Consider the following 24,873-nt stretch of genomic DNA (forward strand, 5'->3'; position numbering starts at 1 on the left):
AAACTTTATGGTAGAATGTCACAGAATGCCATATTTAGGAGTTCATTTGACACAAGTTTATATCATTTCTTTAAAAGAAAGTCAAAGGCGTTTGGATACTGAAAAACTCGTTTTAGAATCCAATGAAAAATTTAAAGGCCGTTATGTTTTTCAAATCTTTGACGCTATTAGCCCTAAACACGAAGATTTTGAAAAACTCGTTCAAGAGCTTTATGATTCTTCAAGTTTGTTAAAATCCGATTGGTTCCATTCTGATTATTGTTATCAAGAATTATTGCCCCAAGAATTTGGGTGCTATTTAAGCCATTATCTTTTGTGGAAAGAATGCGTCAAAACAAATCAACCGGTCGTTATTTTAGAAGATGACGTAGCGCTAGAGTCCAACTTCATGCAAGCCTTAGAAGATTGCTTGAAAAGCCCTTTTGATTTTGTGAGACTCTACGGGCATTATTGGGGAGGCCATAAAACCAATTTGTGCGCTCTCCCTATTTATACAGAGAATGAAAATGAAGAGGTTGAAGTGCCTATGGAAAATCATGCAGAGACCGAAGCGTCTATGGAAAAAACGCCTATTGAAAACCATGAAGTTACCCCCCCCCCCCCAATCCCACACAAGATGCACAACAAGAAGAATTATCTAATCCTTGCAAAATAGCACCCCAAAAAACCTCTTTTAACCAAGTGGTTTTTAGAAAAATTAAAAGAAAACTCAACCGCTTCATTGGAAATATTTTAGCTCGGACAGAAGTGTATAAGAATGTCGTAGAAAAATACGATGATCTCACCACAAAATACGATGATCTCAATAAGAAACTCGTAGAAAAATACGACGAACTCAACAAAAAATACGATGATCTCACCACAAAATATGAATCCTTATTGGCAAAAGAGGCAAACATCAAAGAGACTTTTTGGGAATCTCGCGCTGATAATGAAAAAGAAGCACTATTTTTAGAGCATTTTTACCTCACCAGCGTGTATGTGGCCACTACAGCAGGCTACTACTTAACCCCTAAGGGCGCTAAAACCTTTATAGAAGCCACGGAGCATTTTAAAATCATAGAGCCGGTGGATATGTTTATGAACAACCCCACTTACCATGATGTGGCGAATTTGACTTATTTGCCTTGCCCTGTTTCTTTAAACAAACATGCTTTCAATAGCACCATTCAAAATGCAAAAAAGCCTGACATTTCATTAAAGCCTCCTAGAAAATCCTATTTTGATAATCTTTTTTATCATAAATTCAACGCTCAAAAGTGCTTAAAAGCCTTTCACAAATACAGCAAACAATACGCTCCTTTAAAAACCACTAAAGAGGTTTAAAAAGAGCGGGCTTTATGTTAGAATAAGTCTTTTTATTCAAAGGAGATTGCAATGAATTTAGAGAAGTTAGAAGTGAGCCATGACGCTGATTCTTTGTGCGTGGTGATTGAAATATCCAAGCATTCTAATATCAAGTATGAATTGGATAAAGAAAGCGGGGCTTTAATGGTGGATAGGGTGCTTTATGGGGCGCAAAATTACCCCGCGAATTACGGCTTTGTGCCTAACACTTTAGGATCTGATGGCGACCCTGTAGATGTGTTGGTTTTAAGCGATGTGGCTTTTCAAGCCGGAAGCGTAGTGAAAGCGCGCTTGGTTGGGGTTTTGAACATGGAAGATGAAAGCGGAATGGATGAAAAATTACTCGCTCTGCCCATAGATAAGATCGATCCCACGCATTCCTATGTCAAAGATATTGATGATTTATCCAAACACACTTTGGATAAAATCAAGCATTTTTTTGAAACTTACAAGGATTTAGAGCCTAATAAATGGGTGAAAGTCAAGGGGTTTGAAAACAAAGAGAGCGCGATTAAGGTTTTAGAGAAAGCGATAAAAGCCTATCAAGGCTAAAGATTTTTTAAAGGGGTTTGGCTTATTTAAGCGATAAAAGCCCTTTTTTAACGCTCACAATATAAAAGGCTTTTGTCTTGTTGGGTGTTGGTATAAAATAGGGTAGTTTAAAGCGGATTTTTGTATCAATTCCCATAAAAACAAGCGCCAAAAACTACAATTTAACGATCTTAACCCCACTGCCGCCTAAATTAATGGGAGCGTCGCTAAAGCTCACCACTTTAGGGTGGTTTTTTAAAAATTCTTTCACAAACTTTTCTAAAATCCCGCTCCCTTTGCCATGGCAAATCAGCACTTCTTCAAAGCCCCCTAAAAGCGCGTCGTTTAAAAAAGCGTCTAGTAAATCCAGGGCTTCTTCGCTGCGTTGCCCTCTTAAATCAAGGCGCAAGCTCGCTTCTTTGGGTTTAGGAATAATGGTTTTAGGGGGTTTGAATTTGTTTTTAGGGGGTTTTTGGATTTGTTTCAACCAACTCCCATGCGCTTTCAAACGCATGCCAAACTCGGTTTCTACCAAATAATAGCCCTTGTCTAAAATTTGCGCTATCATCACGCTTTCATTTTTATAATGCGCTTTTTCGTTAATTTGAAAGCTTGTTATGATTTGTGGGATTTCCTGGTCTGTTTTATGCTTGTTTAAAATCTCGCTCGCTTTATGGATTTCTTTATGCATGGAGCTGGTATCTTTTGAAGCGACTTCGCTTTTTAAGATATTTAGGGCTTGTTGGTAGGATTTTTCCAATTCCAATTTTTTATTATGAAAGATTTCTTTTTGTTTTTCCATTTCTAAAAGCCATGCGTTTTTTAAATCTTCTTGCTCTTTTAAAGCGTCCTCTAAGCTTTCATTTTTTTGCTTTAATTCCCTTTCTAGCGCGCTGGAATTTTCAATCAAAACATTCAATTTTTCCTTATCTTCGCCATAGAAGGCTTTCGCTTTTTCAATCAAAAAATGCGGTACGCCATAGCGCAAAGCGGTTTCAAACGCATAGCTTTTGCCAATAACCCCTTTTAAAAAAGTGTAAGTGGGCCGTTCTTTTTCCTCGTCATAAAGAGCGGCTAGTAATTCCACTTCCTTGTTTTCTGCCATCAACACGCTCAGGCGTTTGTGGTGCGTGGTGATAATGATTTGGTTGTTTTGTTTGAGCAATTTTTCTAACAGGGTTTTATACAAACTGCTCGCTTCATCAGCGTCAGTCCCTAGCTCAATTTCATCAACGCCTAAAAGCATGTTTTCTTTGGATAAAAGAGCGCTAAATTGCTTCATTCTGCCGGCGAAAGTAGAGATATTGTTCGCGCTGTTTTGGGGGTCGTTGATAATGGCGTGGATTTCTTTGAAATAGGGGATAATGGAATGATGGGCGTTGATTTTCATAGGAATGAGATGCTTGCTCAAAAACGCCGCGCTTAAAAGCGATTTTAAGAGCATGGTTTTCCCGCCCGCATTCACGCCGGTAACAGCGAGCATGGATTTTTCAAACTTCAAATTTAAGGGCTTTGGCTCTTTTAAAATGGGGTGCGAAAAGTTTTCTAAAATCATTTTTTTTGCGTAAAGCTTGGCATGACAAATTCTAAATTATAAGCTTTAGCGAAATTAAGTCTGGCTTGCAAGCTGTCTAAAAAATCAAATTCTTTAAAAAGGAATTTTAAAAATAAAAGGTGTTTTTGCAAGCTACGGCTTAGAGTTTGGCACATTTCAACGATACAGCAATCTATTTCATTGTCAATTTGTGCGATTTTTTGCGCGATTTTTTGGGCGCTTTCAGGCAAAAGATAGAAATAGCCATTAGCGCTCCTTTCTAGCACAACGCCTTTAATCGCGCTAGAAAACCCGCTTTTCAATAAAAGGCATTCATAACCATGTTTAAGGTGGCTTTGCGTATCCACTAAATAAGGGGCAAGCTCTTTAGAGTGGGCGTAATGGTGAATGACTTTTACACTCTCTTTTTTAAGGCGGTTCAAGCTTTCATTCAAAGCGTCTAGGGTAGCGTTCGCCCCTTGTTTGATTTGCCCTTCATCATCTAATAAAGCGATTAGATCATTAAAAAAAGGGGGTAAAATAATGGCGTTAAGGCGTTCGTGAAATTTTAAATGCGTGAAAGGTTTAAAAGCGTTTTGTAAAACGACAATGTAGCGCAATCGTTTGACAATCTCATAGATTTCATCTAAATGGAGCGTCCCTAATTTGGTGAGTTTGATAAGAATAAGTTCGCTTTCTTTCACGCTTTTAGGGGCGATCAAACCGATCGCATCCACTTCAGTTAGATAAGTGAAAGCTTGTTTGAGATCGTTTTCTAAAGCAATAGAACCCCTTTCTTTTGCGAAAAAGGTTTTAAAAAGAGCGATAAATTCTTTTAAATCCAGGCTTTCTTCTAGGGGTTTGGGTAGGGTATTATTATTATTCATCATTCATTGGGTATTCATTGGGGTTGGATTAAGGGATCTTTTTGAAGCGTCTGACAAGAATCCAAATCCACAAGAACGTCTTTCATAGGGGTTTGTTTTTTGCCTAAAAAGCTCAAAGTCCCGCTCACTAAATTAAAGGTTTGGTTATTGACTTTAATGCCTTTACACAACAGGGTTTCCCCTCTTAAAAACGCTCTTTGCAAAGCGATTTCTTGTTGGTTTTGTTTATAAGTATAAACGCTGATGCTCGCTCCTATAATCCCTACGATTAAAAAAGCTAAAATCTTTTGTTTGGGGCTAGCTAAACCAAAATCCTTTAACACTAAAAACAATAAGATCAGCGTTAAAAATAAAACAACCGCTACGCCCATTACATTTCGCCCCTTAATTGGTAGGTAATATCCCCCGCTCCAAAGCCTATCACAAACCCCTTTTCAATCGTTTCTACTACCTCATCATTGACTAATAACTCTAAAAAATCCCCCTTTTTACGCACCCTATCTATAAAGGTGGGGTTATAATGCTTGAAATGGGCTTTCAAATCAATATCTCTTTTAACTTCACACGCGCTATAAACGGGTAAAATGATCAATCTGTCGCAATGCTCTAAAAAACATTTTTTAAACTCTTCTAAATTATCCATTAAGCGCGAATATTTGTGCGCTTGCCAAATGACAATCATTTTTTCTTGCGTGTTTAACAAATTAGCATAAATCCTAGCGCTCTTTAAAGTGGCGTTAATTTCGGTGGGGTGGTGGGCGTAATCATCAATGAGAATGAGCGCGTTTTTTTGCAAAATATCAAAGCGTTTTTTAATGCCTTTGAAATTTAAAAGGTTGTTTCTGATTTCTTCTAAATGCAATTCGTCTAAAGCGCTTAAAATCGCCAAACTCGCATTCGTGGCGTTATGTTCGCCTAACCCCCACACTAAAAAAGTCCCTAAATCTTTCAATTCAAATGAAGTGTAAGGCTCGCCTTCTTTTAAAATATATTGAATGTTTTGAATGTCTTTTTTTTCTAAAACAATGGCGTCTTTAGAATAGTTTTTTAAAAAAGGATCTTCTTTATAGATCACTCTTTTTTGCGCATGGTCTAAAAAATATTCATAAGCGAAGAAGAATCGCTCTAAATCGTGGTTATAATGCTCCAAATGTTCTGGCTCTGTGTTAGGCACAATCGCGCAAAAAGGGTTGGAAAATAAAAAACTTGAATCGCTCTCATCGGCTTCAAAAACCAAACTCATATCCGCGCTCTCTCGCACATTGGAATCAAACTCTTTAGAATGCGCCCCAATAATCGCTCCAAAAGCGGGGCAAATCGCGCTCAACATGGCCGTGATACTGCTCTTTCCATGAGCCCCACACACGCTAAAAACGCGCTTGTCTTTAAGGATAGAATACAAAGCGTCTTTACGAGACAAAATAGGGATTTCTAATTCCTTAGCCCTTTGTATTTCGGTATTGTCTTCTTTGATAATGGCTGAATGGATAATAACATCTTGATGGTTGATCGCTTGTGGATCATGCGGGATATTAATTTCTACGCCTAAAGCTTTCAAATACTTAACGCTAGGGCTTATGGCAATATCAGATCCGCTGATTGTAGCCCCTTGCGCTTTAAGGTATTTGGCTAAGCCTGAAATGCCAATCCCCCCTATGCCAATGAAGTGGATCTTGCAATCTTGCAAGTTTTTGAGTAAAACTTTTGGGGTTTCAAGCATGCTTTTCTCGGTAAGTTTCTATGATTTCTAAAGGCTTTTCTAAAAGGGGGGTGTCATAGACAAGGGCCAAACGCACATAGTCAGCACCGATATGATTACGCCCTAAATACAAAGCCGGTAAGGTGGTAATGCCTTCGTTTTGATAAAGCGTTTTAGCAAAATTTTCGCCATCTTTAACGGGCAGATACGCATAAAAACTATAAGGATAAATGAGCGTGTCTTTAAAGATTTTTCGCGCTAGTTTCAAATTATTCGCATAAATATTGCGGAAAAATTCTGCATGTTCATCATCTAGCCAAGCCGCTTCACTAGCCTTTTGGATCGCATTAGCGCTCGTATAGCCTAAATAGGTGCGAAACGCTTTGTATTTTTCTAAAAGGCTGCTATCCCCAGCGATAAAACCACTCCTTAGCCCTGGAGCGCTAGATCGTTTGGAGAGCGAATGGATAACCAAAACATTTTTGAACGCTTCATTACCAGCCAGCATGCAAGCTTCTAAAAGCGAAGGGGGAGGCGTATTTTCATAAATTTCACTATAGCATTCATCATTGATTAAAATAAAATCATGCTTTAAAGCGAGTTTGACCCAAGCGATCAGTTCTTCTAAAGAAAGGGTTCTTCCGGTGGGGTTGTTAGGGGAATTTAAGATCACTAAATCCACTTCTTGCAACTCTTTTTCATTCAAGCTTGGAGTGAAATCATTTTCTTTAACTAAAGGCATTAAAAGGCTTTTGGCTCTAGCGAATTGGGCTGATCCTTCATAGATTTGATAAAAAGGGTTAGAGTAGGCGATGGTGGGGTTTTGGTAATCAAATAAAACAAAACTAGGGAAATTGAATAACACTTCCCTAGATCCTAGCGTGGAAACTAATTCGTTTTCTTTCAATTCTATCTTAAAACGGCGTTTAAAAAAACCCCTTTGAGCCTCCCTCAAACCCTCTTCAAACGCGCTTTTAGGGTAGATATTGAGCGAATGAGCATGCTGTTTAAGAGCGTCTTGAATGAATTTGGGCGTTTCAAATCGCGGCTCGCCGATGCCTAAATCTAGCCCCTTTTTTTTAGGGGTGATCTCTTTAAACAAGGCTCTTAATCGTTCAAAAGGATAAGGCTCAAAAGTCATAGGGCTACTTTAATCTTAAAATGGAATAGTTGATCTTACCTAAAATTTAAGCGTTATGGTATGAAACCACCAAGAAAGAGTATAATAGTGCATAAGAATTTAACTGATGAAGAGGTTTAATGCTGGAAAATAGAGTTAAGACCAAGCAAATTTTTATCGGTGGCGTGGCCATAGGGGGTGATGCTCCCATAAGTACGCAAAGCATGACCTTTAGTAAAACCGCTGATATTGAAAGCACTAAAAATCAAATTGACAGACTCAAACTCGCCGGGGCTGATTTAGTGAGGGTGGCGGTGAGTAATGAAAAGGACGCCCTAGCCTTAAAAGAATTGAAAAAAGTGTCCCCTTTGCCTTTAATCGCTGATATCCATTTCCATTATAAATTCGCTCTCATTGCCGCTCAAAGCGTGGATGCGATAAGAATTAACCCCGGAAACATCGGCTCTAAAGACAAGATCAAAGCGGTGGTTGATGCTTGTAAAGAAAAAAATATTCCTATAAGAATTGGCGTGAATGCCGGGAGTTTAGAAAAGCAGTTTGATCAAAAATACGGACCCACCCCAAAAGGCATGGTAGAAAGCGCTTTGTATAACGCCAAACTTTTAGAAGATTTGGATTTTACCAATTTTAAGATTTCTTTAAAAGCGAGCGATGTGATGCGCACCATAGAAGCTTACAGGATGCTACGCCCTCTTGTGATCTATCCTTTCCATTTGGGGGTTACTGAAGCGGGGAATCTTTTTAGCTCCAGTATCAAATCCGCCATGGCTTTAGGGGGGCTTTTAATGGAGGGCATTGGGGATACGATGCGCGTATCCATTACAGGGGAATTAGAAAATGAAATCAAAGTGGCTCGAGCGATTTTACGCCATAGCGGGCGTTTGAAAGAGGGGATCAATTGGATTTCTTGCCCCACTTGCGGGCGCATTGAAGCCAATTTAGTGGATATGGCAAGCAAAGTAGAAAAACGCTTAAGCCACATTAAAACCCCTTTAGACATTAGCGTGATGGGCTGTGTGGTGAATGCTTTGGGTGAAGCCAAGCATGCAGACATGGCGATCGCTTTTGGGAATCGCAGCGGTTTGATCATTAAAGAGGGTAAAGTCATCCATAAACTGGCTGAAAAGGATTTGTTTGAAACTTTTGTCATAGAAGTGGAAAATTTAGCTAAAGAAAGAGAAAAAAGTTTAAAGGATTAGGCATGATGAATAAATTTAAAAATTTTGTGAGCAACTACCAACAATCTGATCATTATAAAGAGCCTTTAGGCTTTGGTATTGCCAGAGTGGATATTGCCCCTATTTCTAAAAAGGTTTTATGTGCCACTTACCCCATTTTGAACTGGAAAGATGAAAATCTAGGCTCTTATGCAGTATTTTGCAATGCATTTTCTAAAGAAAAAATCCTAAAAGAGAGCGCGAGCGAATGCGTCATTGAGATTGATGAAAGTTTTGTGTTAAAAGCGTTAGATTTTTATACGCCCTTTTTGAATGAAGCCTATTCTAATAAAATGGCTCATAAAAACATCCAAGTGGTTTTAGAGCTTTTAAAGGCTTTAGAAGAAAATCGTTTGAAAAATAATAATGGGGAGTCTCTTTATCGCTTGGTGATCTTGTATGAAGATAAGCCTTGCGAGAGCGTGGAGAGTGCGTATATGAAACTTTTAGCGCTCTCTTTAGGGAAAGCCCCTTTGAGGAGTTTGAATTTAGAGGGTATTTTTAACCAGCTTTCTAATGCGGCCTGGAGCGGCAACAAGCCTTATGAATTAGAATGGCTTAGAACGAACGAAGTGGCTTTAAAAATGCGAGGCCATTTCCCTAGCATTGATTTTATAGATAAATTCCCGCGCTATTTGATGCAATTAATCCCTGAGTTTGACAATATCCGCTTACTGGATAGCTCAAAAACGCGCTTTGGGGCGTATTTAGGGACCGGAGGTTATACCCAAATGCCCGGGGCTAGTTACGTGAATTTTAACGCAGGGGCTATGGGAGTGTGCATGAATGAGGGGCGCATTTCTTCATCGGTGGTGGTTGGAGAAGGCACTGATATTGGTGGGGGAGCGAGCGTTTTAGGCGTTTTAAGCGGAGGGAATAACAACCCTATTAGCATCGGGAAAAATTGTTTGTTAGGGGCTAATAGCGTTACCGGCATTAGTTTAGGCGATGGTTGTATTGTGGATGCAGGCGTTACGATACTAGCTGGGAGCGTGATAGAAATTGAAGAAAATGAGTTTAAAAAACTTTTAGAAGTGAATAGCGCTTTAGAAAAACATGCCAACAACCTTTACAAAGGCAAAGAGCTTTCCGGAAAAAATGGCGTGCATTTTCGTTCCAATAGCCAAAATGGCAAGCTGATTGCTTTTAGGAGCGTGAAAAAAATTGAGTTGAATCAAAACCTGCATTAAGGATTAAAAGAATGCTCAAAAAAAGTTTGTTATTGCTTGTTTTTTTAGTCTTACAGCTTAGCGGCGCTGAAGAAAACAATCAAGCCCCAAAAAACACGCCCCCTGAATTAAACCCCGCTAATACTAAGGGCGCACCAAACCCTAACACCCAGATCACCCCTAAAAACGATAACTCCAATCTATTAGACAAATTAGGATCGCCTGAAAACGCTCAAACCGAGCTTTCTGCCGGTATTGATTTGGCTAAAAAGGGCGATTATCAAGGGGCTTTTAAGCTTTTTTCCCAATCGTGCGATAACGGCAATGCGGCCGGGTGTTTTGCAGTGGGGGCGATGTATGCTAATGGGGTAGGGATCCAAACCAACAGACTAAAGGCCGCTCGCTATTATGAAATGGGTTGCAGTGGGGGCGATGCGACCGCTTGCGCGAATCTGGCTCAAATGTATGAAAACAAGAAGAATGCGGATACGAACGATAAGGAAAACGCTTTGCAATTGTATGCGGTGGCTTGTCAAGGGGGGGATATGCTCGCATGCAATAATTTGGGGTGGATGTTTGCTAACGGGAGTGGGGTCCCAAAAGATTATTACAAAGCGATAAGTTATTATAAATTTTCATGCGAAAATGGGAATGATATGGGGTGCTATAATTTGGGTTTGATGTCTAATGTGAATAATATTTATGGCATTGATAAGGCCAAGCTCAGTCAAGTGGATTTGAATTATTTGGCTTGTAACGCTGGGGATATGATGGGGTGCGCGAATTTAGGGTGGATTTATGCGAATGGGGATTTAGGGGCTCCTTTGAATAACCACTATGCAGCGAAATATTTTCAAATGGCATGCGATGGGGGGATTTTGGGGAGCTGTAACAATTTAGGTGTGCTGTATCAAAAGGGCTTAGGCGTGCCTCAAGACGATCAAAGGGCTTTGGATTTATTCTCGTATGCGTGCGATAATGGTTTTGAGTCAAGCTGTCGTAATTACGGGAATTTTAAAGAGCATTTATTGCGCGTGAATCCTAATTACGGGCGCTTATTCATGCCGTATAATTCTTATGATATACCCTAGTAATAGCAATTTCTTAAGGGGATAGGGGGTATTTTGAAACCATTCTCGCCCTATAACTAAACCCTCTCTAAAGATCGCATTTTTAAGAGATTAGCGCTTGCTTTGCGCAAAGCTCTTTTATTTTTTTGAATTAATTCAGCAACAAATTGCTACTTTTTCAAAAATTTAAGCTATCTTTTTTTTTTTTTGATTTAATACTCGGTGTGATTTTAATCTTATTCAAAAGGAAAAGCGATGAGAGTGGCACAAAACACCATTAACAACTTTTTTGCCTTAACAGGCACGATATTTTCTATCCCTGTATACCAGAGGAACTACACTTGGGAAGAAGAGAATTGTGAAAAATTACTGCAAGATATTGTCAGTATTTCACAAAACAAGAAAACGCATTTCATGGGTTCTATCACTTATATTTTGCATTTGATTGATGATGAAAAGAGTTTGAGGCAGTTGCAAGAATTTGTCATCGTTGACGGGCAACAAAGGATTACCACTCTCATGCTTTTACTCAAAGCCATAGAGACAAAGATACAAAATGAAGGGATAAAAAAAGAGATTGACAATCTGCTCAATCTTACAGGACAAAGGTTGCGTCTCAAGCCCATTAAAAGCGACAAAGAAGCCTTTGATCTGGTCATGCAAAATAAATCGTATAACATACAAGGCGTATCACACATTAGGAATAATTATAAATTTTTCACCAAAGAGCTTGACAATTATATCAGCAAAGGGTATCGCATAGAAGAGATTTATGGCGCGTTTTTTCGGCTTAAAATCGTAGCCGTAGGCTTAGAGTTGGGCGAAGACGATCCGCAAGTGGTGTTTGAAAGCATTAACGCTACAGGCGTGCAATTAAAAGGGCTGGATCTCATCCGCAACTATCTGATGATGGGAGAAAATTCTGACAGACAGAAACATCTTTATGAGACTTATTGGATTCCTTTAGAAAATTGGCTTGGTGAAAAGGAATTGAATGATTTTATCAAAACCTATTTGAGAATCTATTTTGAGAATAGATTAAAAGAGGGAGAGCGCGAAGTGTATGAAGCACTAAAAGACCATCACAGAGACAATTTCTCTGATAATATACAAGGTCTTATGAGCGATATGCGTGAATATGGGAGAATCTATCAAATCTTTTTAGACAGAGATCATTATTTTTTACATCGTGGAGACCCGCAACAATTAGCGAATTTACGCCTGCGCATTAAAGATCTTGTGAAAATCAAATTTGGCGTGGCAAAGCCTTTTATTTTGCGTTGCACGAGAGACTTTGAAGAAGGCAAATTGGATTATGAAAACTTCTGCGAAATTTTGCAAATCCTTATCAGCTACTTCGTGCGCCGGAGCGTGTGCGGGGATCCTGCCCCTGCACTTGCTGAACTTCTTTATTCTTTATACAGACAGCTAGAAAATGTTTCAGCCGATGCATTGAAGCGGTATTTGGGCAAGAGCGTTGGACGAACGGCGTTCCCTAATGACGATAAAATTAAAGCGGCGTTTCTTGTGCGTAACGCTTATGCAGCAAATCAAGTGTGCAAATTCATCTTGCTTGAGATTGAAAAATTAAGCAACGCCGAACCGCCAAAAGAAGAGAATTTAGAAGTGGAGCATTTCTACCCCAAAACCCCCACCCAAGAATGGCGCGATAGGGTAGGGGATTATTTCACTTTTGAGCAAGACTACCTCAATAATTTTGGGAATCTAACCTTATCAGGGCAAAATCAAAGGCTTGGCAACAAATCTTACGAGGCAAAAATAGAGCTTATGGAAGAATACAGCTCCTTGCATTTAAACGACTATTTCATCAATAACACCCATTCTTGGGGGATAGAGGAAGTGAAGAATAGGAGCGAATATTTAGCGGATCAATTTTGTCAAGTGGGATTGTTTAAAGATTTGCCTAAAGAATACCGCGCAAGAGAGCTTCACAAAACCCTTGATAATGACTTAACTAATCATAATCTTCAAAGCGTTAAGCTCCCCAATCAGCAAAAGCAAACGGCAAGAAACGCTAAGGAATTGGCTAGCGCTGTCATAGACTACTTGCTAGAAAACGCCAGAGAAGCCTTTGAAAACTACACAGATGAAGAGCCAAGATATATTTGTTGGGATAAAGCAAAAGCGCAATTAAGGGATAGAGATGGCACTTTGGTTGTGCCTTTTGAAAAATACGGATTTTACTTTGTCAGCAATGCGAGTTATCAAACGGTGGGCAGTAATCTTAAAGATCTCATCTTAGGCTGCGATCTCAATCCCAGAGACTTTATTGTGTAACAAACAAGCCCCCCAAAGAAATGGTGGGGTTAAAAAAATTTTAAAATCACTTGCCAAAAGCTTGGTGCAAATGCGTGGTGAGAGAGTTAAGATACTGCTCCACTTGGGGGTTTTTCACCACATCGTTGCAAATAAAAGTGGGCAACGCTGAAAGCCCTAAAAATTGGAACGCTTTATGCAAATGCAAATACACAACATCCACACCCACCCCTTCAAAAAATTCACTAGGATCGTTAAAGGCTTCAATAGGAGCGTTCCAGGTCAAGCTCAACATGTATTTTTTGCCTTGCATCAATCCCCCTTTCCCGTAGTTTTTAGTGGGGTTTTGCGAGCTTCTGCCATCGCTAGCATAAAGCTTCCCATGCCCTGAAGTGAAGACTTCATCAATGTATTTTTTCACAATCCAAGGCTCTCCCATCCACCAGCCAGGCATTTGCCAAATTGCCGCATCAGCGCTAAAGAATTTCTCCACTTCCTGGCTCTTTTCATAGCCCTTATCCACGATCGTTGTATCCACTTCTAGCCCTAAAGACTCTAGAGTCTTTTTTGCATGGTCAGTCAAAGTTTCATTGAGTTTCCCCCCAGAGCTCCCGAACGCTTTGCCCCCATTAATGATGAGTACTTTTTTCATTTTGTTCCTTTTTTAATAAAATAGGGGGAAATTCTATCCAAATGAAACTTAAGATTAAAGAAATTCCTTTCATCTAAAATAAAAGTTAAAAAAATAATCAATTGCCACTACATTATTTTTATTATGTTAAGATAATGAAAATTTCCAGTTAAGGAGTGGCGATGTTCTACGATGAAAAAAAGACCTATCAAAAGATTGAAGAACGCCTTGAGATAGTCAGTTCGTTTAACGCTCACAATGAGCATAAAAACTTGCAAGACGAGTTTAAGGGGGCTGGCATTTCTAGGCGCGATTTATTGAAGTGGGCGGGCATGATGAGTGCAACTCTAGCCTTGCCGGCTAGTTTTGCTCCCTTGACTTTAAAAGCGGTAGAGGTGGCTAACAGGTTGCCTGTGATTTGGTTGCACATGGCAGAATGCACTGGCTGTAGCGAGAGCTTGTTAAGGAGTGCAGACCCGACCATTGATAGCATTATCTTTGATTACATTAACCTAGAATACCATGAGACGATCATGGTAGCGAGCGGTTTTCAGGCTGAAAAAAGCTTGCATGACGCCATAGAAAAGCATAAAAACAATTACATTTTAATGGTAGAAGGCGGTATCCCCCAAGGCACCGAATACTTCCTCACTCAAGGCCCAAACGCTGAAACGGGGGCTGAAGAGTGCAGGAAAGCCGCTCAATACGCAGCGGCTATTTTTGCCATAGGCACATGCTCAAGTTTTGGGGGCGTGCAAGCGGCTTACCCTAACCCCTCTAACGCGCAACCTTTGCATAAAATCATTGACAAACCCGTGATTAACGTTCCCGGTTGCCCGCCTAGTGAAAAAAATATTGTAGGCAATGTGCTTTATTACTTGATGTTTGGGGCTCTCCCTAAATTAGATGCGTATAACCGCCCCTCTTGGGCTTATGGGAACAGGATTCATGATTTGTGCGAAAGGCGAGGGCATTTTGATGCGGGCGAGTTTGTGGAACATTTTGGCGATGAAAACGCTAAAAGGGGCTTTTGTTTGTATAAAATGGGCTGTAAAGGGCCTTACACTTTCAACAATTGCTCCAAACTCCGCTTCAATTCACACACTTCTTGGCCCATAGGCGCAGGGCATGGGTGCATAGGGTGTTCTGAGCCTAATTTTTGGGATACGATGAGTCCTTTTGAAGAGCCTTTGGCGAACCGCTCCATTAAAACCGCCTTTGATGGATTAGGGGCTGATAAAGTAGCGGATAAAGTAGGCACGACTTTGCTGAGCGCAACCGCTATTGGCATTGTCGCGCATGTGCTCCTTTCTAAAGCGATCAAAAACAAAGAGTAAGGGATTAACATGTCAAAAAAAATCGTAGTCGATCCTATCACCAGGATTGAGGGGCATTTAAGGATTGAAGTGATCGTAGATGATGATAATGTGATCACCGATGCGTTTTCTTCCTCTACGCTTTTTAGGGGGCTAGAGACGATCATTAGGGGCAGAGACCCACGAGATGCAGGCTTTATCGCTCAAAGGATTTGCGGGGTATGCACTTATTCGCATTATAAGGCTGGTATCACTGCAGTAGAAAACGCTCTAGGCATCACCCCCCCATTAAACGCGCAATTAGTGCGATCTTTGATGAACATGGCACTGCTTTTTCATGACCATGTGGTGCATTTTTATACTTTGCATGGGCTTGATTGGTGCGATATTATGAGCGCTTTAAAAGCCGATCCCATTCAAGCGGCAAAACTTTCTTTCAAATACAGCCCTTATCCCATTAATACCGGTGCGGGTGAATTAAAAGCGGTTCAAAAACGCTTGAATGATTTCGCTAAAAGCGGATCTCTAGGGCCTTTTAGTAATGGCTACTATGGGCATAAAACCTATCGTTTAAGCCCAGAGCAAAATTTAATCGTTTTAAGCCACTACCTCAAGCTTTTAGAAATCCAAAGGGAAGCGGCGAAAATGACCGCTATTTTTGGGGCCAAACAGCCTCACCCACAAAGCCTAACGGTAGGGGGTGTTACGAGTGTTATGGATATATTGGATCCGACGAGATTGGCGGAATGGAAGAGCAAGTTTGAAGTGGTGGCCAATTTCATCAACCATGCCTACTACCCTGATTTGGTGATGGCAGGCGAAATGTTCGCTAACGAACCATCCGTTACTAAAGGCTGCGGCTTAAGGAATTTTATCGCTTATGAAGAAGTGTTGCTCGGAAAGGATAAATACCTTTTGAGTAGTGGGGTGGTGCTTGATGGGGATATTTCTAAACTGCACCCCATTGATGAGAGTTTGATTAAAGAAGAAGTTACGCATTCTTGGTATCAATACGAAGACACTAAAGAAGTGCAACTCCACCCTTATGACGGGCAAACGAACCCGCATTATACCGGTTTAAAAGACGGCGAGAGCGTGGGGATTGAAAATAAAATAATCCCTGCTAAAGTGCTTGACACTAAAAATAAATATTCTTGGATAAAATCGCCCAGATACGATAGTAAGCCCATGGAAGTAGGCCCTTTAAGTTCCGTAGTGGTAGGTTTAGCGGCGAAAAACCCCTATGTTACTGAAGTGGCTACGAAGTTTTTAAAAGACACTAAATTGCCTTTAGAGGCGTTGTTTTCAACGCTTGGGCGCACAGCTGCAAGGTGTATTGAAGCTAAAACGATCGCTGATAATGGCCTTTTGGCGTTTGATGCGTTAGTGGAAAATCTAAAAAGCGATCAGAGCACTTGCACTCCTTATCACATTGATAAAAATCAAGAATATAAAGGGCGCTACATCGGTCAAGTGCCAAGGGGCATGTTAAGCCATTGGGTGCGTATTAAAAACGGCGTGGTGGAAAATTATCAAGCGGTGGTGCCTTCTACTTGGAATGCGGGGCCTAGAGATTCTCAAAATCAAAGGGGGGCTTATGAAATGAGCTTGATTGGCACTAAAATCGCTGATTTAACCCAGCCTTTAGAAATCATTAGGACTATCCATTCTTTTGACCCATGCATTGCATGCTCAGTGCATGTGATGGATTTTAAAGGGCAGTCTTTAAACGAGTTTAAAGTAGAGCCTAATTTCGCTAAATTCTAAAAAGGGTTACGCATGGATAAAATGAATAAGGTCGTTTTACACAAAGAATATTCAGGTTTTGTGCGCTTTTTCCATTGGGTTAGGGCTTTGAGTATTTTTACTTTAATCGCTACAGGTTTTTACATCGCTTACCCTTTTTTGCAGCCTAATTCCAGCTTTTATAAAGGGGTGTATCTTTTACAAGCTTATGTGCGCTCTTTTCATGTCATGTTTGGGTTTTTACTCATTAGCGCATTAATCTTTAGAACCTATCTTTTTTTCACTAAAGAAAGCTTAATGGAACGCAGGAGTTTTGGCCAACTTTTAAGCCCAAAAGCCTGGATAGATCAGATGAAAGCGTATTTTCTTATCAGCGGCAAACCCCACACTAAAGGATTGTATAACCCTGTCCAGCTTGTGGCTTATTTCACTTTGGTTGTTTTGATCGTATTGATGAGTTTGAGCGGGATAGTGCTGTATTATAATGTCTATCATGCGGGGCTTGGGGCGTTTTTAGCAAGTGCTTTTAAGTGGTTTGAAGCGCTTTGTGGGGGGTTAGCGAATGTGCGTTTTATCCACCACTTAGCGACTTGGGGGTTTATTTTGTTTGTCCCTGTGCATGTTTATATGGTGTTTTTCCATTCTATCAGGTATGATAGTTCAGGGGCGGATTCTATGATTAATGGCTATGGTTATACCAAAGAATGAGTCAAAAAATCCTGATTCTTGGCATTGGCAATATCCTTTTTGGCGATGAAGGGATTGGGGTGCATCTAGCCCACTACCTTAAAAAGAATTTTTCTTTTTTTCCTAGCGTGGATATTGTGGATGGGGGGACTATGGCTCAGCAACTCATTCCTTTAATCACTTCGTATGAAAAGGTTTTGATTTTGGATTGCGTGAGCGCTAAAGGCGTTGAAATAGGATCAGTTTATGCCTTTGATTTTAAGGACGCCCCTAAAGAAATCACATGGGCTGGGAGCGCGCATGAAGTGGAAATGCTACACACTTTAAGGCTCACGGAGTTTTTAGGGGATTTGCCTAAAACTTTTATCGTAGGGCTTGTGCCTTTTGTGATAGGGAGCGAGACCACTTTCAAGCTCTCAAGCGAAATGTTAAACGCTTTAGAAACAGCCTTAAAAGCCATAGAAACCCAACTCAACGCATGGGGAGTTAAAATGCAACGCACCGATCATATCGCTTTAGAGTGTATCGCTGAACTCTCTTATAAGGGTTTTTGAATTGGCGTTTGTTTTTCTTTTTAAATGCGTTAATGAAAAAACAAGCCTGAATTTTACACCCCTTTTAGAGCAAATGGCACTCCATTTGCAAGCGCGTTTTTATAGCGTTTATAAGGATAATACGACTTCTTTCTACCTCCAAGCGAGCGCTGAGATCACTTTAGAATTTGCGCAAAAATTAAGCGAGATCTTACCCTTTTCTTTAGATTTTAGCTTTTTGTCTTTAAAAGAAATCACAGAGCCTTTAGATGAAAATCTTTTCCAAACAACAAGCCTTTCAAAGCCTCTTTTTATGAATGCTAAAGAGCATCAAGATTTTTTAGACAAAAACGCATCTTTGTATGCCAATGCGTTAGGTTTTGTCAAAAACACCGCTTTTAAGGGGGATACAATCCATAGCCCTAAAGAGCTTATAGATTGCTTAACCCAATTAAAAGAGGCGCTCAAAACACAGGATTTTATTCCTATTTTCACTTCTAGAGGAGCATTATCCCTTTCTTTAAAAAATCCCTCTCCAAGCGTTATTTTTAGCGATCTCTCTAGCGTTTTGAGCTGCACTAAATTGCCTTTAGAGGACGCTAAATATTTAGCCAGTTTGGAAAAACCCTCTATCAAAGCCTCTTTAAAAAGCGTATTTAAGGACACTTTTAAAAACGATGAAATCATAGCCCAACTACCCTATGACCCCATATTGAATTTATTGTGCCATATTTTACAAGATGAGGGGATAGAATTTGTTTTTATCCATGCAAATGATCCACAAGAAGTGCTTTTGCATTATGAAGCGCTTTTTAAAACCCCTAAACGCTTGATCACGCCCACCAAAAAATTCGTGCTAGAAAACAATCTTTCTACCCTTCCCTTTAAAGATGAATTAGAGTTTTTAAGCACAACCCCCAATTCTATCGTTCTATATTTTAGTTTCAAGCACCCTACAAGGTTGTTATTGCATGCTAATGGTTCTTTAAAAACGCTTTTAAGCGTTAGTTTTGATTTCAATCAAATATTTAACCTCCTCAAACAAGACGAAAAAGCCTCTAGAATGCTACAAAACTACGCTACTAAATTCCCTGATTTTTATGCGCGCCTTTTAGAGCTTTCTAAATACAATCTAGGGGGCGCTAATTTATTGGATTTTTTTTGCATTTTAGGGTTTGTTTTGGGTTATAGCGAGGATTTTTGCACGCAGAGCGTTATTTCTTTGGCTAAAGAATGCTTACGCCCTAAAGGCCCTAGGATTGATTATAAAATCCTTAAAGATGATTCTTTGAAAATGGCTTTAAACTTTTCAAAGATCATGCACAGTGCGATGAGTTTCAGGCTCGCAGGCGTGGAAAATGAAATTTTGAGTTTGGGGATTTTGGATTCTTTAGCGGAGTTTTTAGGGAATTTCATTTGGGATAACGCGCAAAATTTTAGCGTCCAAGAAGTAACGATCGCTGGGGATTTCTTTGGCGAAAAAGTGTTTTTGGATTTGTTTGTGCAATATTTCCCTAAAACCCTTGCCCTTAAAACGCATGCGTTTTTGGATTATGAATAAGGGCTTAAAAGCGGATGTGCATCATCAACCCGCCGTCCATGTATTGGGTTTTTTTGCTTTTAGTCCTTTCAAAATAAGGCCCAAAAGATAAAGCCTTATTGAAATTAACAATCGGCACGCTCACCCCTTCGGCGATATTGTTTTTAGCGAGTTGTTTGTAAAGTTTTTTGTCGCTTTTTTTATGGCTTTTAAGGTTAGGGCTTTTTTCTAAATCTACGCCTTCTAAAGCGCTATTTTTAGTGAAATCATAAAGCTTTTTGTCGTTTTTAGCCTCGGTTTTTAATCCATGGTTTTTATGGAGTTTGTAAAACTTTTTACCGCTCTTTTTGTCGCTTTTAGTTTCGGTTTCTAAATCCGCTGCGAACGCACTACTATAAGCCACAAGCGATACAAGAAATAAATTTCTAACTATACGCATAAGAATATCTCCTCTTAATATAGTCTTTTTCTATCACACCACCCTAGCATGTTAGAAATAACCATTAGAAAATATAAGGGCGTTTGAGTAAAAATACCAACACCACCACGCTTTCTAAAGCCACTCAATCAATAAAAAACATAAGGGAAGTATCCAGGCGCTCCATACCCATAAGGCCCATAAGGCATAAGACCTGACCCATAAGGCATGAAACCATAGGGCATGTAATAATAAGGCATGTAATAGCCTCCATACATCCCGTTTTGCATGGGCGAATTGAGGTTATCCACTGAATTGTAAAAGCCGTTTAAAGAGCCATAAGCGTTATAATTAGTGAAACGATTGATTAAAGGCGTGGTGCGTGCATCAATAGTGGCGTTTTCTTGCTGGATGGCTTTTTCTTCTCTAGCGACTTCTTGGGCTTTGGTCTCTTTGGGATCTTTAACTAGCACTTCTTCTATAGGCACATTCGCCCCACAAGCGCTTAACAGATAGGCTAAAAAGCCGGTGTTTAAAAAAAGAATGATTTTAGAGAGGTGAGCGGATTGGCTGGGTAAAAAAGTTTTATTGTTTTGATGCATGGAATTTCCTAATTTAAAAATAACTAAAGATTAACATGTTTTTGATTTAATGTTGATTAAGCGGTGGTTTTGTGGCTATTTCATTTTAATTTTGTTTTTCATTAAAACCCAATCACTAAAATCTTATTTTTATGATAAAATACCTAACCATAATATCAAATCTTAAACCAAAGAAAAATAAAGAAAAACCATGAAAAAAGTTCTCTTACTAACTCTCTCTCTCTCGTTTTGGCTCCACGCTGAAAGGAACGGGTTTTATTTAGGTTTAAATTTTCTAGAAGGAAGCTATATTAAAGGACAAGGTAGTATCGGCAAAAAAGCTTCAGCAGAAAACGCCTTAAATGAAGCGATCAATAACGCAAAAAATTCATTATTCCCCGAACAAAACACAAAAGCCATAAGAGATGCACAAAACGCCTTAAATGAAGTGAAAGATTCAACAAAGATCGCTAACCGATTCGCAGGAAATGGTGGATCGGGCGGTCTTTTTAATGAACTCAGCTTGGGGTATAAATATTTTTTAGGTAAAAAAAGGATTATAGGGTTTAGGCACTCTCTTTTTTTCGGTTACCAACTTGGTGGCGTTGGTTCTGTTCCTGGCAGCGGTTTAATCGCTTTTTTACCTTATGGTTTCAATACGGATTTGCTCATTAATTGGACTAACGATAAGCGAGCGTCCCAAGAATATGTTCAACGAAGGGTAAAAGGGCTCTCTATATTTTACAAAGATATGACCGGCAGAACGCTAGACTCTAATACATTAAAAAAAGCATCGATGCACACATTTAGAAAATCTTCAGGGCTTGTGGTTGGCATGGAACTAGGGGGTAGCACTTGGTTTGCAAGTAACAATCTCACCCCTTTCAATCAAGTCAAGAGCCGCACGATTTTTCAGTTGCAAGGAAAATTTGGCGTTCGTTGGAATAATGATGAATACGATATGGATCGCTATGGCGATGAAATATATCTTGGGGGTTCTAGCGTGGAATTAGGGGTTAAAGTGCCAGCCTTTAAAGTCAATTACTATAGCGATAATTATGGGGATAAATTGGATTATAAAAGAGTGGTGAGCGTTTATCTTAACTATACATACAACTTTAAAAACAAACATTAAAACACGCTTTTTAATGCTCTTTGATTGTTTGTCTTAAACATGCTTTTTGAGTATTTTTACCAACACTTTATTGAAACAAAATCTTAGTTTGAAACTCTTCAAAGCCTTTTTTTCTCAACTGGCATGCCGGGCATTTATCGCAGCCATAACCATAAGCGTGCAAAATCTTTCGCTCTCCTTGATAGCAGGTGTGCGTTTCTTTGATGACTAAATCCAAGACGCCCAAATCTTTAGCCATTTGAAATTCTTGCGCTTTATTCAAAAACATTAAAGGCGTTAGGATTTTAATCGCCGTGTTTGATCCTAAATTTAGGGCATGCTCAATGCTTTTAATAAAATCTTCTTTACAATCCGGATAGCCGCTAAAATCCGCTTGCGAAACCCCTAAAGCGATGTTACTGGCCCCTATTTTTTGCGCGTAAGAATGCAAAAGGGTGATAAAAATAGCGTTACGATTAGGCACAAAAGAATTGGGTAAATCTTTATTTTGCGCATGCGAATGCCCCATTAAATCGTTAGAGTTTTTAAAAAGTGCGGAGTGGGTGATATTTTCTAAAAAATCTAATGGGATGATTTCATAAGGGAGTTGCAAAAGAGAAGCGATTTTTTGAGCGCATTCTAATTCCACAGAGTGTTTTTGCGCGTAATCAAACCCCACTAAACAGACTTTTTTAAAACGCTTTTTCGCCCATACGGCTAAAGTGGTGCTGTCTTGCCCGCCGCTAAAACTGATCACGCAAATTTCTTGTTCCATCAAAATTCCTTAAAAATTTAAAAAGATATAATAACACAAAGAAATTTTAAGAGTAAAAAGCGTGTTTGAGTTAGAAAAAGAATTACAAGAATTGTTTGACATTTATGAAAAATCCCCCTATGAGCTTTACTTGGTAGGGGGGTGCGTGCGCGATGGTTTAATGGGAATTACTCCTAAAGATTACGATTTAACCTCAAACGCTTTAGCCAGTGAAAGTAAAGAGCTTCTTTTAAAGCGCCATTTTAGGGTGTTAGAAACCGGCATCAAACATGGCACGATCACGGCTCTTAAAAACCATCAAAGCTATGAAATCACAACTTTTAGGATTGAAAAAGGGCATATCAAGCACCGAAAGCCTAAAGAATTGGTCTTTAGCGCTCATTTAACAGACGATTTAAAGCGGCGCGATTTTAGCATGAATGCGATCGCTTATAGCCCTACAAAAGGGCTGATTGATCCTTTTAAAGGGCAGAATGCGATTAGAAATCAAATAATTGAATGCGTGGGGGAAGCGCGATTAAGGTTTTTTGAAGACGCTTTAAGGATTTTAAGAGCGTTGCGATTTAGCGCGACTTTAGGCTTTAAGATAGCAACAAGCACCAAAAGAGCGGTTTTTGCGTGTAAGGATTTGTTAAAACACCTCTCCAAAGAGCGCTTACAAAGCGAATTAAATAAGCTTCTTATGGGGAAAAACGCCTATGAAGTGGCTAAAGAATATCAAGAAATTTTAGAGTTGGTTACTCAAGAGAAAATAGAAAATTTAGGGTTTTTAAAAAACGCGCCTTTCAATCTGGAATTAAGATTGTTAGGGTTTTTTAAACATCAAAAAAGTTTAGAAAATCTACGATACCCTAAAAAAACATGTGTTTTATTTGCTCAAGCTAAAGAATGCCATAAAGCTTTTTTAAACATTCATAACAAAACAGAGTTAAAATTTTTATTGAAAAACTACGATTTAGAGCCTTTTAATTTGGCTTTAGATTTTTATGCGCTCAAAAACCCCAAACACGCTTTAAAAATTAAAAGCTTGTTAAAAGAAATATTTAACGCTAATGAGCCTTTTAAAAAAGAACACCTAGCCCTTAAGGGCGGCGCGCTCCAAAGCTTGGGTTACCAACACCAAAAAATCGGCGAAATTTTAAACGCATGCTTAAAATTAGTCATTGAAAATCCTAAAAATAATGCTTTAGAGTGGCTGATTGAATGGGTTAAAGATAATTATTTACCTAATGATGTTATAAACTTTTCGCCAGTAGGCAGAAAAAATTAAAAACAGAGAAAACATGATAACGATGAATGCGATTCAATGGCCTAAGAAATGGGTTCCAGGAGAGACTGATAATTTTGTGTCTAATGGAGCCATTGTCAAAGGTTTGGATTTTAAAAAAGTGGTGCAACATTTAAGAGACGCGTCTTGTTGGGAAAAGTATTACAAAAATTCAGGGAATATCCACATGCATAATCAAGACAATACCATTCTTAAAGACAAGACTCGTTTCCGCTTTGAAACTTTTGGCTTTCTCATTGAAGCGCAGGTGGAAGAGTTTGAATTGAAAGACACCATACTGCGTTTGGCTTGGAGAGGTTGGAATGAAGCTAAAGGCGATGAGTATCTTGAAGCCTATCACGCATGGATTGTTGAAAAATTAGATAATGATCGTGTGCGTATTTTAACCCAAGAAACTCAGTTAGGAGTCCCTGCTAAAGCTTTAGCGAAATCTGTGCCTAATGCGATGCTAAACGGCCATCAAGCTTGGTTAGATGGTTTAGTGGCGTATTCACGCTAATAAGTGAGGGTTAAATGAAAATCGGATGGATTGGACTTGGGGCTATGGGGACTCCTATGGCGGCTCGTTTGCGCGATGCGGGTTTAAAAGTATCGGTTTATAACCGAACAGAGAGCAAAGCAGCCCCCTTAAAAGAAAAGGGCGTAGCGGTTTATACTAACCCTATAGATTTGGCCGCTAAAGTTGATCTGGTTTTTATTATGCTTTCGGATAAAACGGCGATTGATGCTGTTTTAGTGCCAAAATTTTGGGAACAGATGTCTGAAAAAATCGTGGTGAATATGAGCACTATCGCCCCTTTGGAAAGCTTGGCTTTAGAAAAAACCGCTCAAAAACATCAAGTAACTTACCTTGAAGCGCCTGTTTCGGGATCGGTTGGTGCGGCTAAAGCTGGGGCTTTATTGATTTTAGCGGCAGGTGATGAAGAAGTTATCTCTAAACTCAAACCTGTTTTGGCGCATTTAGGGAGTCAAACCTTTTATTTGGGTAAGATTGGTCAAGGGACAGGAGCTAAACTATCCATTAATAGCCTTTTGGCTCAAATGGGGGTTGCTTATTCAGAAGCTTTGCTATTAGCCAAACATTTAGGGGTTGATGCAGAGTCATTTTTGCAAATTATTGGTCAATCTGGCATGAATTCGCCTCTCTTTCAAGCTAAAAAAGGCATGTGGCTACAAGATAGCTATCCGGCCGCTTTCAGTTTGAAACTCATGCTCAAAGACATTCGTTTAGCTAACAATGAAGCAGGAGAGGCGATTCAATTGCCATTCTTATCTAAAGCAGAAGAGCTTTATTCTCAAGCGGAAAAATCCGGTTTAGGCGAAATGGATATGGCAGCCGTTTATCATTATTTAGAAAAAGGAGAACATTAAA

21 protein-coding genes and 2 pseudogenes are annotated in these 24,873 nt (G+C 39.5%); 15 read left to right on the forward strand and 8 right to left on the reverse strand.

The features are described 5' to 3' along the window. Positions 1 to 46 precede the first annotated feature (46 nt). Together EAL49_RS05595 and ppa are read left to right on the forward strand one after the other, a co-directional pair. Positions 47 to 1,326: pseudogene (locus EAL49_RS05595) on the forward strand (glycosyltransferase family 25 protein). A gap of 51 nt (positions 1,327 to 1,377) precedes the next feature. Further along, entirely contained in the window at positions 1,378 to 1,899 is a 522-nt protein-coding gene (gene ppa, locus EAL49_RS05600; protein WP_001927915.1) for an inorganic diphosphatase, read from the forward strand. Positions 1,900 to 2,053: 154 nt separating this feature from the next. Here the strand turns inward: ppa and EAL49_RS05605 are convergent. From EAL49_RS05605 to EAL49_RS05620, 4 genes and pseudogenes are all read right to left on the reverse strand, one after another. Beyond that, positions 2,054 to 4,302 (reverse strand): annotated as a pseudogene (locus tag EAL49_RS05605) (endonuclease MutS2). 11 nt (positions 4,303 to 4,313) lie between these two features. Beyond that, positions 4,314 to 4,670 (reverse strand): hypothetical protein, encoded by a 357-nt coding sequence (locus EAL49_RS05610; protein WP_120829442.1) that lies wholly within the window; start codon positions 4,668 to 4,670, stop codon positions 4,314 to 4,316. Continuing rightward, positions 4,670 to 6,019: a UDP-N-acetylmuramate--L-alanine ligase gene (gene murC, locus EAL49_RS05615; RefSeq protein WP_120829443.1), complete on the reverse strand. Its 1,350-nt coding sequence runs from the start codon at positions 6,017 to 6,019 to the stop codon at positions 4,670 to 4,672. The genes EAL49_RS05610 and murC overlap by 1 nt, the downstream gene beginning before the upstream one ends. Next, on the reverse strand, positions 6,012 to 7,139 hold the full coding sequence (locus EAL49_RS05620) for a succinyldiaminopimelate transaminase (protein ID WP_120829444.1): 1,128 nt from the start codon (positions 7,137 to 7,139) through the stop codon (positions 6,012 to 6,014). Before EAL49_RS05620 ends, murC begins: the two co-directional genes overlap by 8 nt. A 119-nt stretch (positions 7,140 to 7,258) precedes the next feature. Between EAL49_RS05620 and ispG the strand changes: the two genes are divergently transcribed. The 4 genes from ispG (at position 7,259) to EAL49_RS05640 (ending at position 12,893) form a co-directional block, all read left to right on the forward strand. Further along, entirely contained in the window at positions 7,259 to 8,338 is a 1,080-nt protein-coding gene (ispG, locus tag EAL49_RS05625; protein WP_000892473.1) for a flavodoxin-dependent (E)-4-hydroxy-3-methylbut-2-enyl-diphosphate synthase, read from the forward strand. Positions 8,339 to 8,340: 2 nt separating this feature from the next. Beyond that, positions 8,341 to 9,546, forward strand: coding sequence for a 2,3,4,5-tetrahydropyridine-2,6-carboxylate N-succinyltransferase (locus tag EAL49_RS05630; RefSeq protein WP_120829445.1), 1,206 nt, complete (start codon positions 8,341 to 8,343; stop codon positions 9,544 to 9,546). A gap of 11 nt (positions 9,547 to 9,557) precedes the next feature. After that, positions 9,558 to 10,616: a tetratricopeptide repeat protein gene (locus EAL49_RS05635; RefSeq protein WP_120829446.1), complete on the forward strand. Its 1,059-nt coding sequence runs from the start codon at positions 9,558 to 9,560 to the stop codon at positions 10,614 to 10,616. 234 nt (positions 10,617 to 10,850) lie between these two features. Continuing rightward, positions 10,851 to 12,893, forward strand: coding sequence for a DUF262 domain-containing protein (locus EAL49_RS05640; protein ID WP_120829447.1), 2,043 nt, complete (start codon positions 10,851 to 10,853; stop codon positions 12,891 to 12,893). A gap of 46 nt (positions 12,894 to 12,939) precedes the next feature. Here the strand turns inward: EAL49_RS05640 and mdaB are convergent, their stop codons facing one another. Next, entirely contained in the window at positions 12,940 to 13,524 is a 585-nt protein-coding gene (gene mdaB / locus EAL49_RS05645) for an NADPH:quinone oxidoreductase MdaB (protein WP_120829448.1), read from the reverse strand. A gap of 161 nt (positions 13,525 to 13,685) precedes the next feature. On the opposite strand from mdaB, the gene EAL49_RS05650 reads away from it, so the two are divergent. Genes EAL49_RS05650 through hydE form a run of 5 tightly spaced genes read left to right on the forward strand, consistent with a single transcriptional unit; the run spans position 13,686 to position 19,346 of the window. Further along, a complete protein-coding gene (locus EAL49_RS05650; RefSeq protein WP_120829449.1) occupies positions 13,686 to 14,840 on the forward strand; it encodes a hydrogenase 1 small subunit in 1,155 nt (384 codons plus the stop codon). A 9-nt stretch (positions 14,841 to 14,849) separates the two neighbouring features. Then, complete coding sequence (locus EAL49_RS05655; RefSeq protein WP_120829450.1) at positions 14,850 to 16,586, forward strand: nickel-dependent hydrogenase large subunit; 1,737 nt, start codon at positions 14,850 to 14,852, stop codon at positions 16,584 to 16,586. 12 nt (positions 16,587 to 16,598) lie between these two features. After that, the gene (cybH, locus tag EAL49_RS05660) at positions 16,599 to 17,273 is read left to right on the forward strand and encodes a Ni/Fe-hydrogenase, b-type cytochrome subunit (protein WP_033741013.1); all 675 of its coding nucleotides are present in this window, start codon (positions 16,599 to 16,601) and stop codon (positions 17,271 to 17,273) included. Beyond that, positions 17,270 to 17,806 (forward strand): hydrogenase biosynthesis protein HydD, encoded by a 537-nt coding sequence (hydD, locus tag EAL49_RS05665; RefSeq protein ID WP_000078615.1) that lies wholly within the window; start codon positions 17,270 to 17,272, stop codon positions 17,804 to 17,806. Before cybH ends, hydD begins: the two co-directional genes overlap by 4 nt. 1 nt (position 17,807) lies before the next feature. Then, entirely contained in the window at positions 17,808 to 19,346 is a 1,539-nt protein-coding gene (gene hydE / locus EAL49_RS05670) for a hydrogenase biosynthesis protein HydE (protein WP_120829451.1), read from the forward strand. Positions 19,347 to 19,350: 4 nt separating this feature from the next. Here hydE and EAL49_RS05675 read toward each other — a convergent pair whose 3' ends face one another. Both EAL49_RS05675 and EAL49_RS05680 read right to left on the reverse strand, forming a co-directional pair. Beyond that, positions 19,351 to 19,764, reverse strand: a complete 414-nt coding sequence (locus EAL49_RS05675; RefSeq protein WP_120829452.1) for a hypothetical protein — start codon at positions 19,762 to 19,764, stop codon at positions 19,351 to 19,353. Positions 19,765 to 19,892: 128 nt separating this feature from the next. Further along, the gene (locus EAL49_RS05680) at positions 19,893 to 20,345 is read right to left on the reverse strand and encodes a hypothetical protein (protein ID WP_000554114.1); all 453 of its coding nucleotides are present in this window, start codon (positions 20,343 to 20,345) and stop codon (positions 19,893 to 19,895) included. Between the two features lie 190 nt (positions 20,346 to 20,535). Between EAL49_RS05680 and oipA the strand changes: the two genes are divergently transcribed. Next, positions 20,536 to 21,459: an outer inflammatory protein OipA gene (gene oipA / locus EAL49_RS05685; protein WP_120829453.1), complete on the forward strand. Its 924-nt coding sequence runs from the start codon at positions 20,536 to 20,538 to the stop codon at positions 21,457 to 21,459. A 67-nt stretch (positions 21,460 to 21,526) separates the two neighbouring features. Here the strand turns inward: oipA and queC are convergent, their stop codons facing one another. Then, a complete protein-coding gene (gene queC, locus EAL49_RS05690; protein WP_120829454.1) occupies positions 21,527 to 22,213 on the reverse strand; it encodes a 7-cyano-7-deazaguanine synthase QueC in 687 nt (228 codons plus the stop codon). A 61-nt stretch (positions 22,214 to 22,274) separates the two neighbouring features. On the opposite strand from queC, the gene EAL49_RS05695 reads away from it, so the two are divergent. Genes EAL49_RS05695 through EAL49_RS05705 form a run of 3 tightly spaced genes read left to right on the forward strand, consistent with a single transcriptional unit; the run spans position 22,275 to position 24,872 of the window. Then, positions 22,275 to 23,483 (forward strand): CCA tRNA nucleotidyltransferase, encoded by a 1,209-nt coding sequence (locus EAL49_RS05695; protein WP_120829455.1) that lies wholly within the window; start codon positions 22,275 to 22,277, stop codon positions 23,481 to 23,483. Between the two features lie 13 nt (positions 23,484 to 23,496). After that, positions 23,497 to 24,000 (forward strand): SRPBCC family protein, encoded by a 504-nt coding sequence (locus EAL49_RS05700; protein WP_120829456.1) that lies wholly within the window; start codon positions 23,497 to 23,499, stop codon positions 23,998 to 24,000. A 14-nt stretch (positions 24,001 to 24,014) separates the two neighbouring features. After that, entirely contained in the window at positions 24,015 to 24,872 is an 858-nt protein-coding gene (locus EAL49_RS05705) for an NAD(P)-dependent oxidoreductase (RefSeq protein ID WP_120829457.1), read from the forward strand. Position 24,873 lies beyond the last annotated feature (1 nt).

Origin of the sequence: Helicobacter pylori (assembly GCF_003637665.1) — a bacterium.
Taxonomy (GTDB): Bacteria; Campylobacterota; Campylobacteria; order Campylobacterales; family Helicobacteraceae; genus Helicobacter; species Helicobacter pylori_CK.

Coding starts and splice junctions, on each gene's coding strand:
- EAL49_RS05675 (WP_120829452.1), bottom strand. CDS start 19,764: ATGCGTATAGTTAGAAATTTATTTCTTGTATCGCTTGTGGCTTATAGT.
- EAL49_RS05650 (WP_120829449.1), top strand. CDS start 13,686: ATGTTCTACGATGAAAAAAAGACCTATCAAAAGATTGAAGAACGCCTT.
- hydD (WP_000078615.1), top strand. CDS start 17,270: ATGAGTCAAAAAATCCTGATTCTTGGCATTGGCAATATCCTTTTTGGC.
- EAL49_RS05635 (WP_120829446.1), top strand. CDS start 9,558: ATGCTCAAAAAAAGTTTGTTATTGCTTGTTTTTTTAGTCTTACAGCTT.
- EAL49_RS05700 (WP_120829456.1), top strand. CDS start 23,497: ATGATAACGATGAATGCGATTCAATGGCCTAAGAAATGGGTTCCAGGA.
- EAL49_RS05655 (WP_120829450.1), top strand. CDS start 14,850: ATGTCAAAAAAAATCGTAGTCGATCCTATCACCAGGATTGAGGGGCAT.
- murC (WP_120829443.1), bottom strand. CDS start 6,019: ATGCTTGAAACCCCAAAAGTTTTACTCAAAAACTTGCAAGATTGCAAG.
- ppa (WP_001927915.1), top strand. CDS start 1,378: ATGAATTTAGAGAAGTTAGAAGTGAGCCATGACGCTGATTCTTTGTGC.
- cybH (WP_033741013.1), top strand. CDS start 16,599: ATGGATAAAATGAATAAGGTCGTTTTACACAAAGAATATTCAGGTTTT.
- EAL49_RS05680 (WP_000554114.1), bottom strand. CDS start 20,345: ATGCATCAAAACAATAAAACTTTTTTACCCAGCCAATCCGCTCACCTC.
- ispG (WP_000892473.1), top strand. CDS start 7,259: ATGCTGGAAAATAGAGTTAAGACCAAGCAAATTTTTATCGGTGGCGTG.
- mdaB (WP_120829448.1), bottom strand. CDS start 13,524: ATGAAAAAAGTACTCATCATTAATGGGGGCAAAGCGTTCGGGAGCTCT.
- EAL49_RS05630 (WP_120829445.1), top strand. CDS start 8,341: ATGATGAATAAATTTAAAAATTTTGTGAGCAACTACCAACAATCTGAT.
- EAL49_RS05640 (WP_120829447.1), top strand. CDS start 10,851: ATGAGAGTGGCACAAAACACCATTAACAACTTTTTTGCCTTAACAGGC.
- EAL49_RS05705 (WP_120829457.1), top strand. CDS start 24,015: ATGAAAATCGGATGGATTGGACTTGGGGCTATGGGGACTCCTATGGCG.
- EAL49_RS05610 (WP_120829442.1), bottom strand. CDS start 4,670: ATGGGCGTAGCGGTTGTTTTATTTTTAACGCTGATCTTATTGTTTTTA.
- queC (WP_120829454.1), bottom strand. CDS start 22,213: ATGGAACAAGAAATTTGCGTGATCAGTTTTAGCGGCGGGCAAGACAGC.
- EAL49_RS05620 (WP_120829444.1), bottom strand. CDS start 7,139: ATGACTTTTGAGCCTTATCCTTTTGAACGATTAAGAGCCTTGTTTAAA.
- oipA (WP_120829453.1), top strand. CDS start 20,536: ATGAAAAAAGTTCTCTTACTAACTCTCTCTCTCTCGTTTTGGCTCCAC.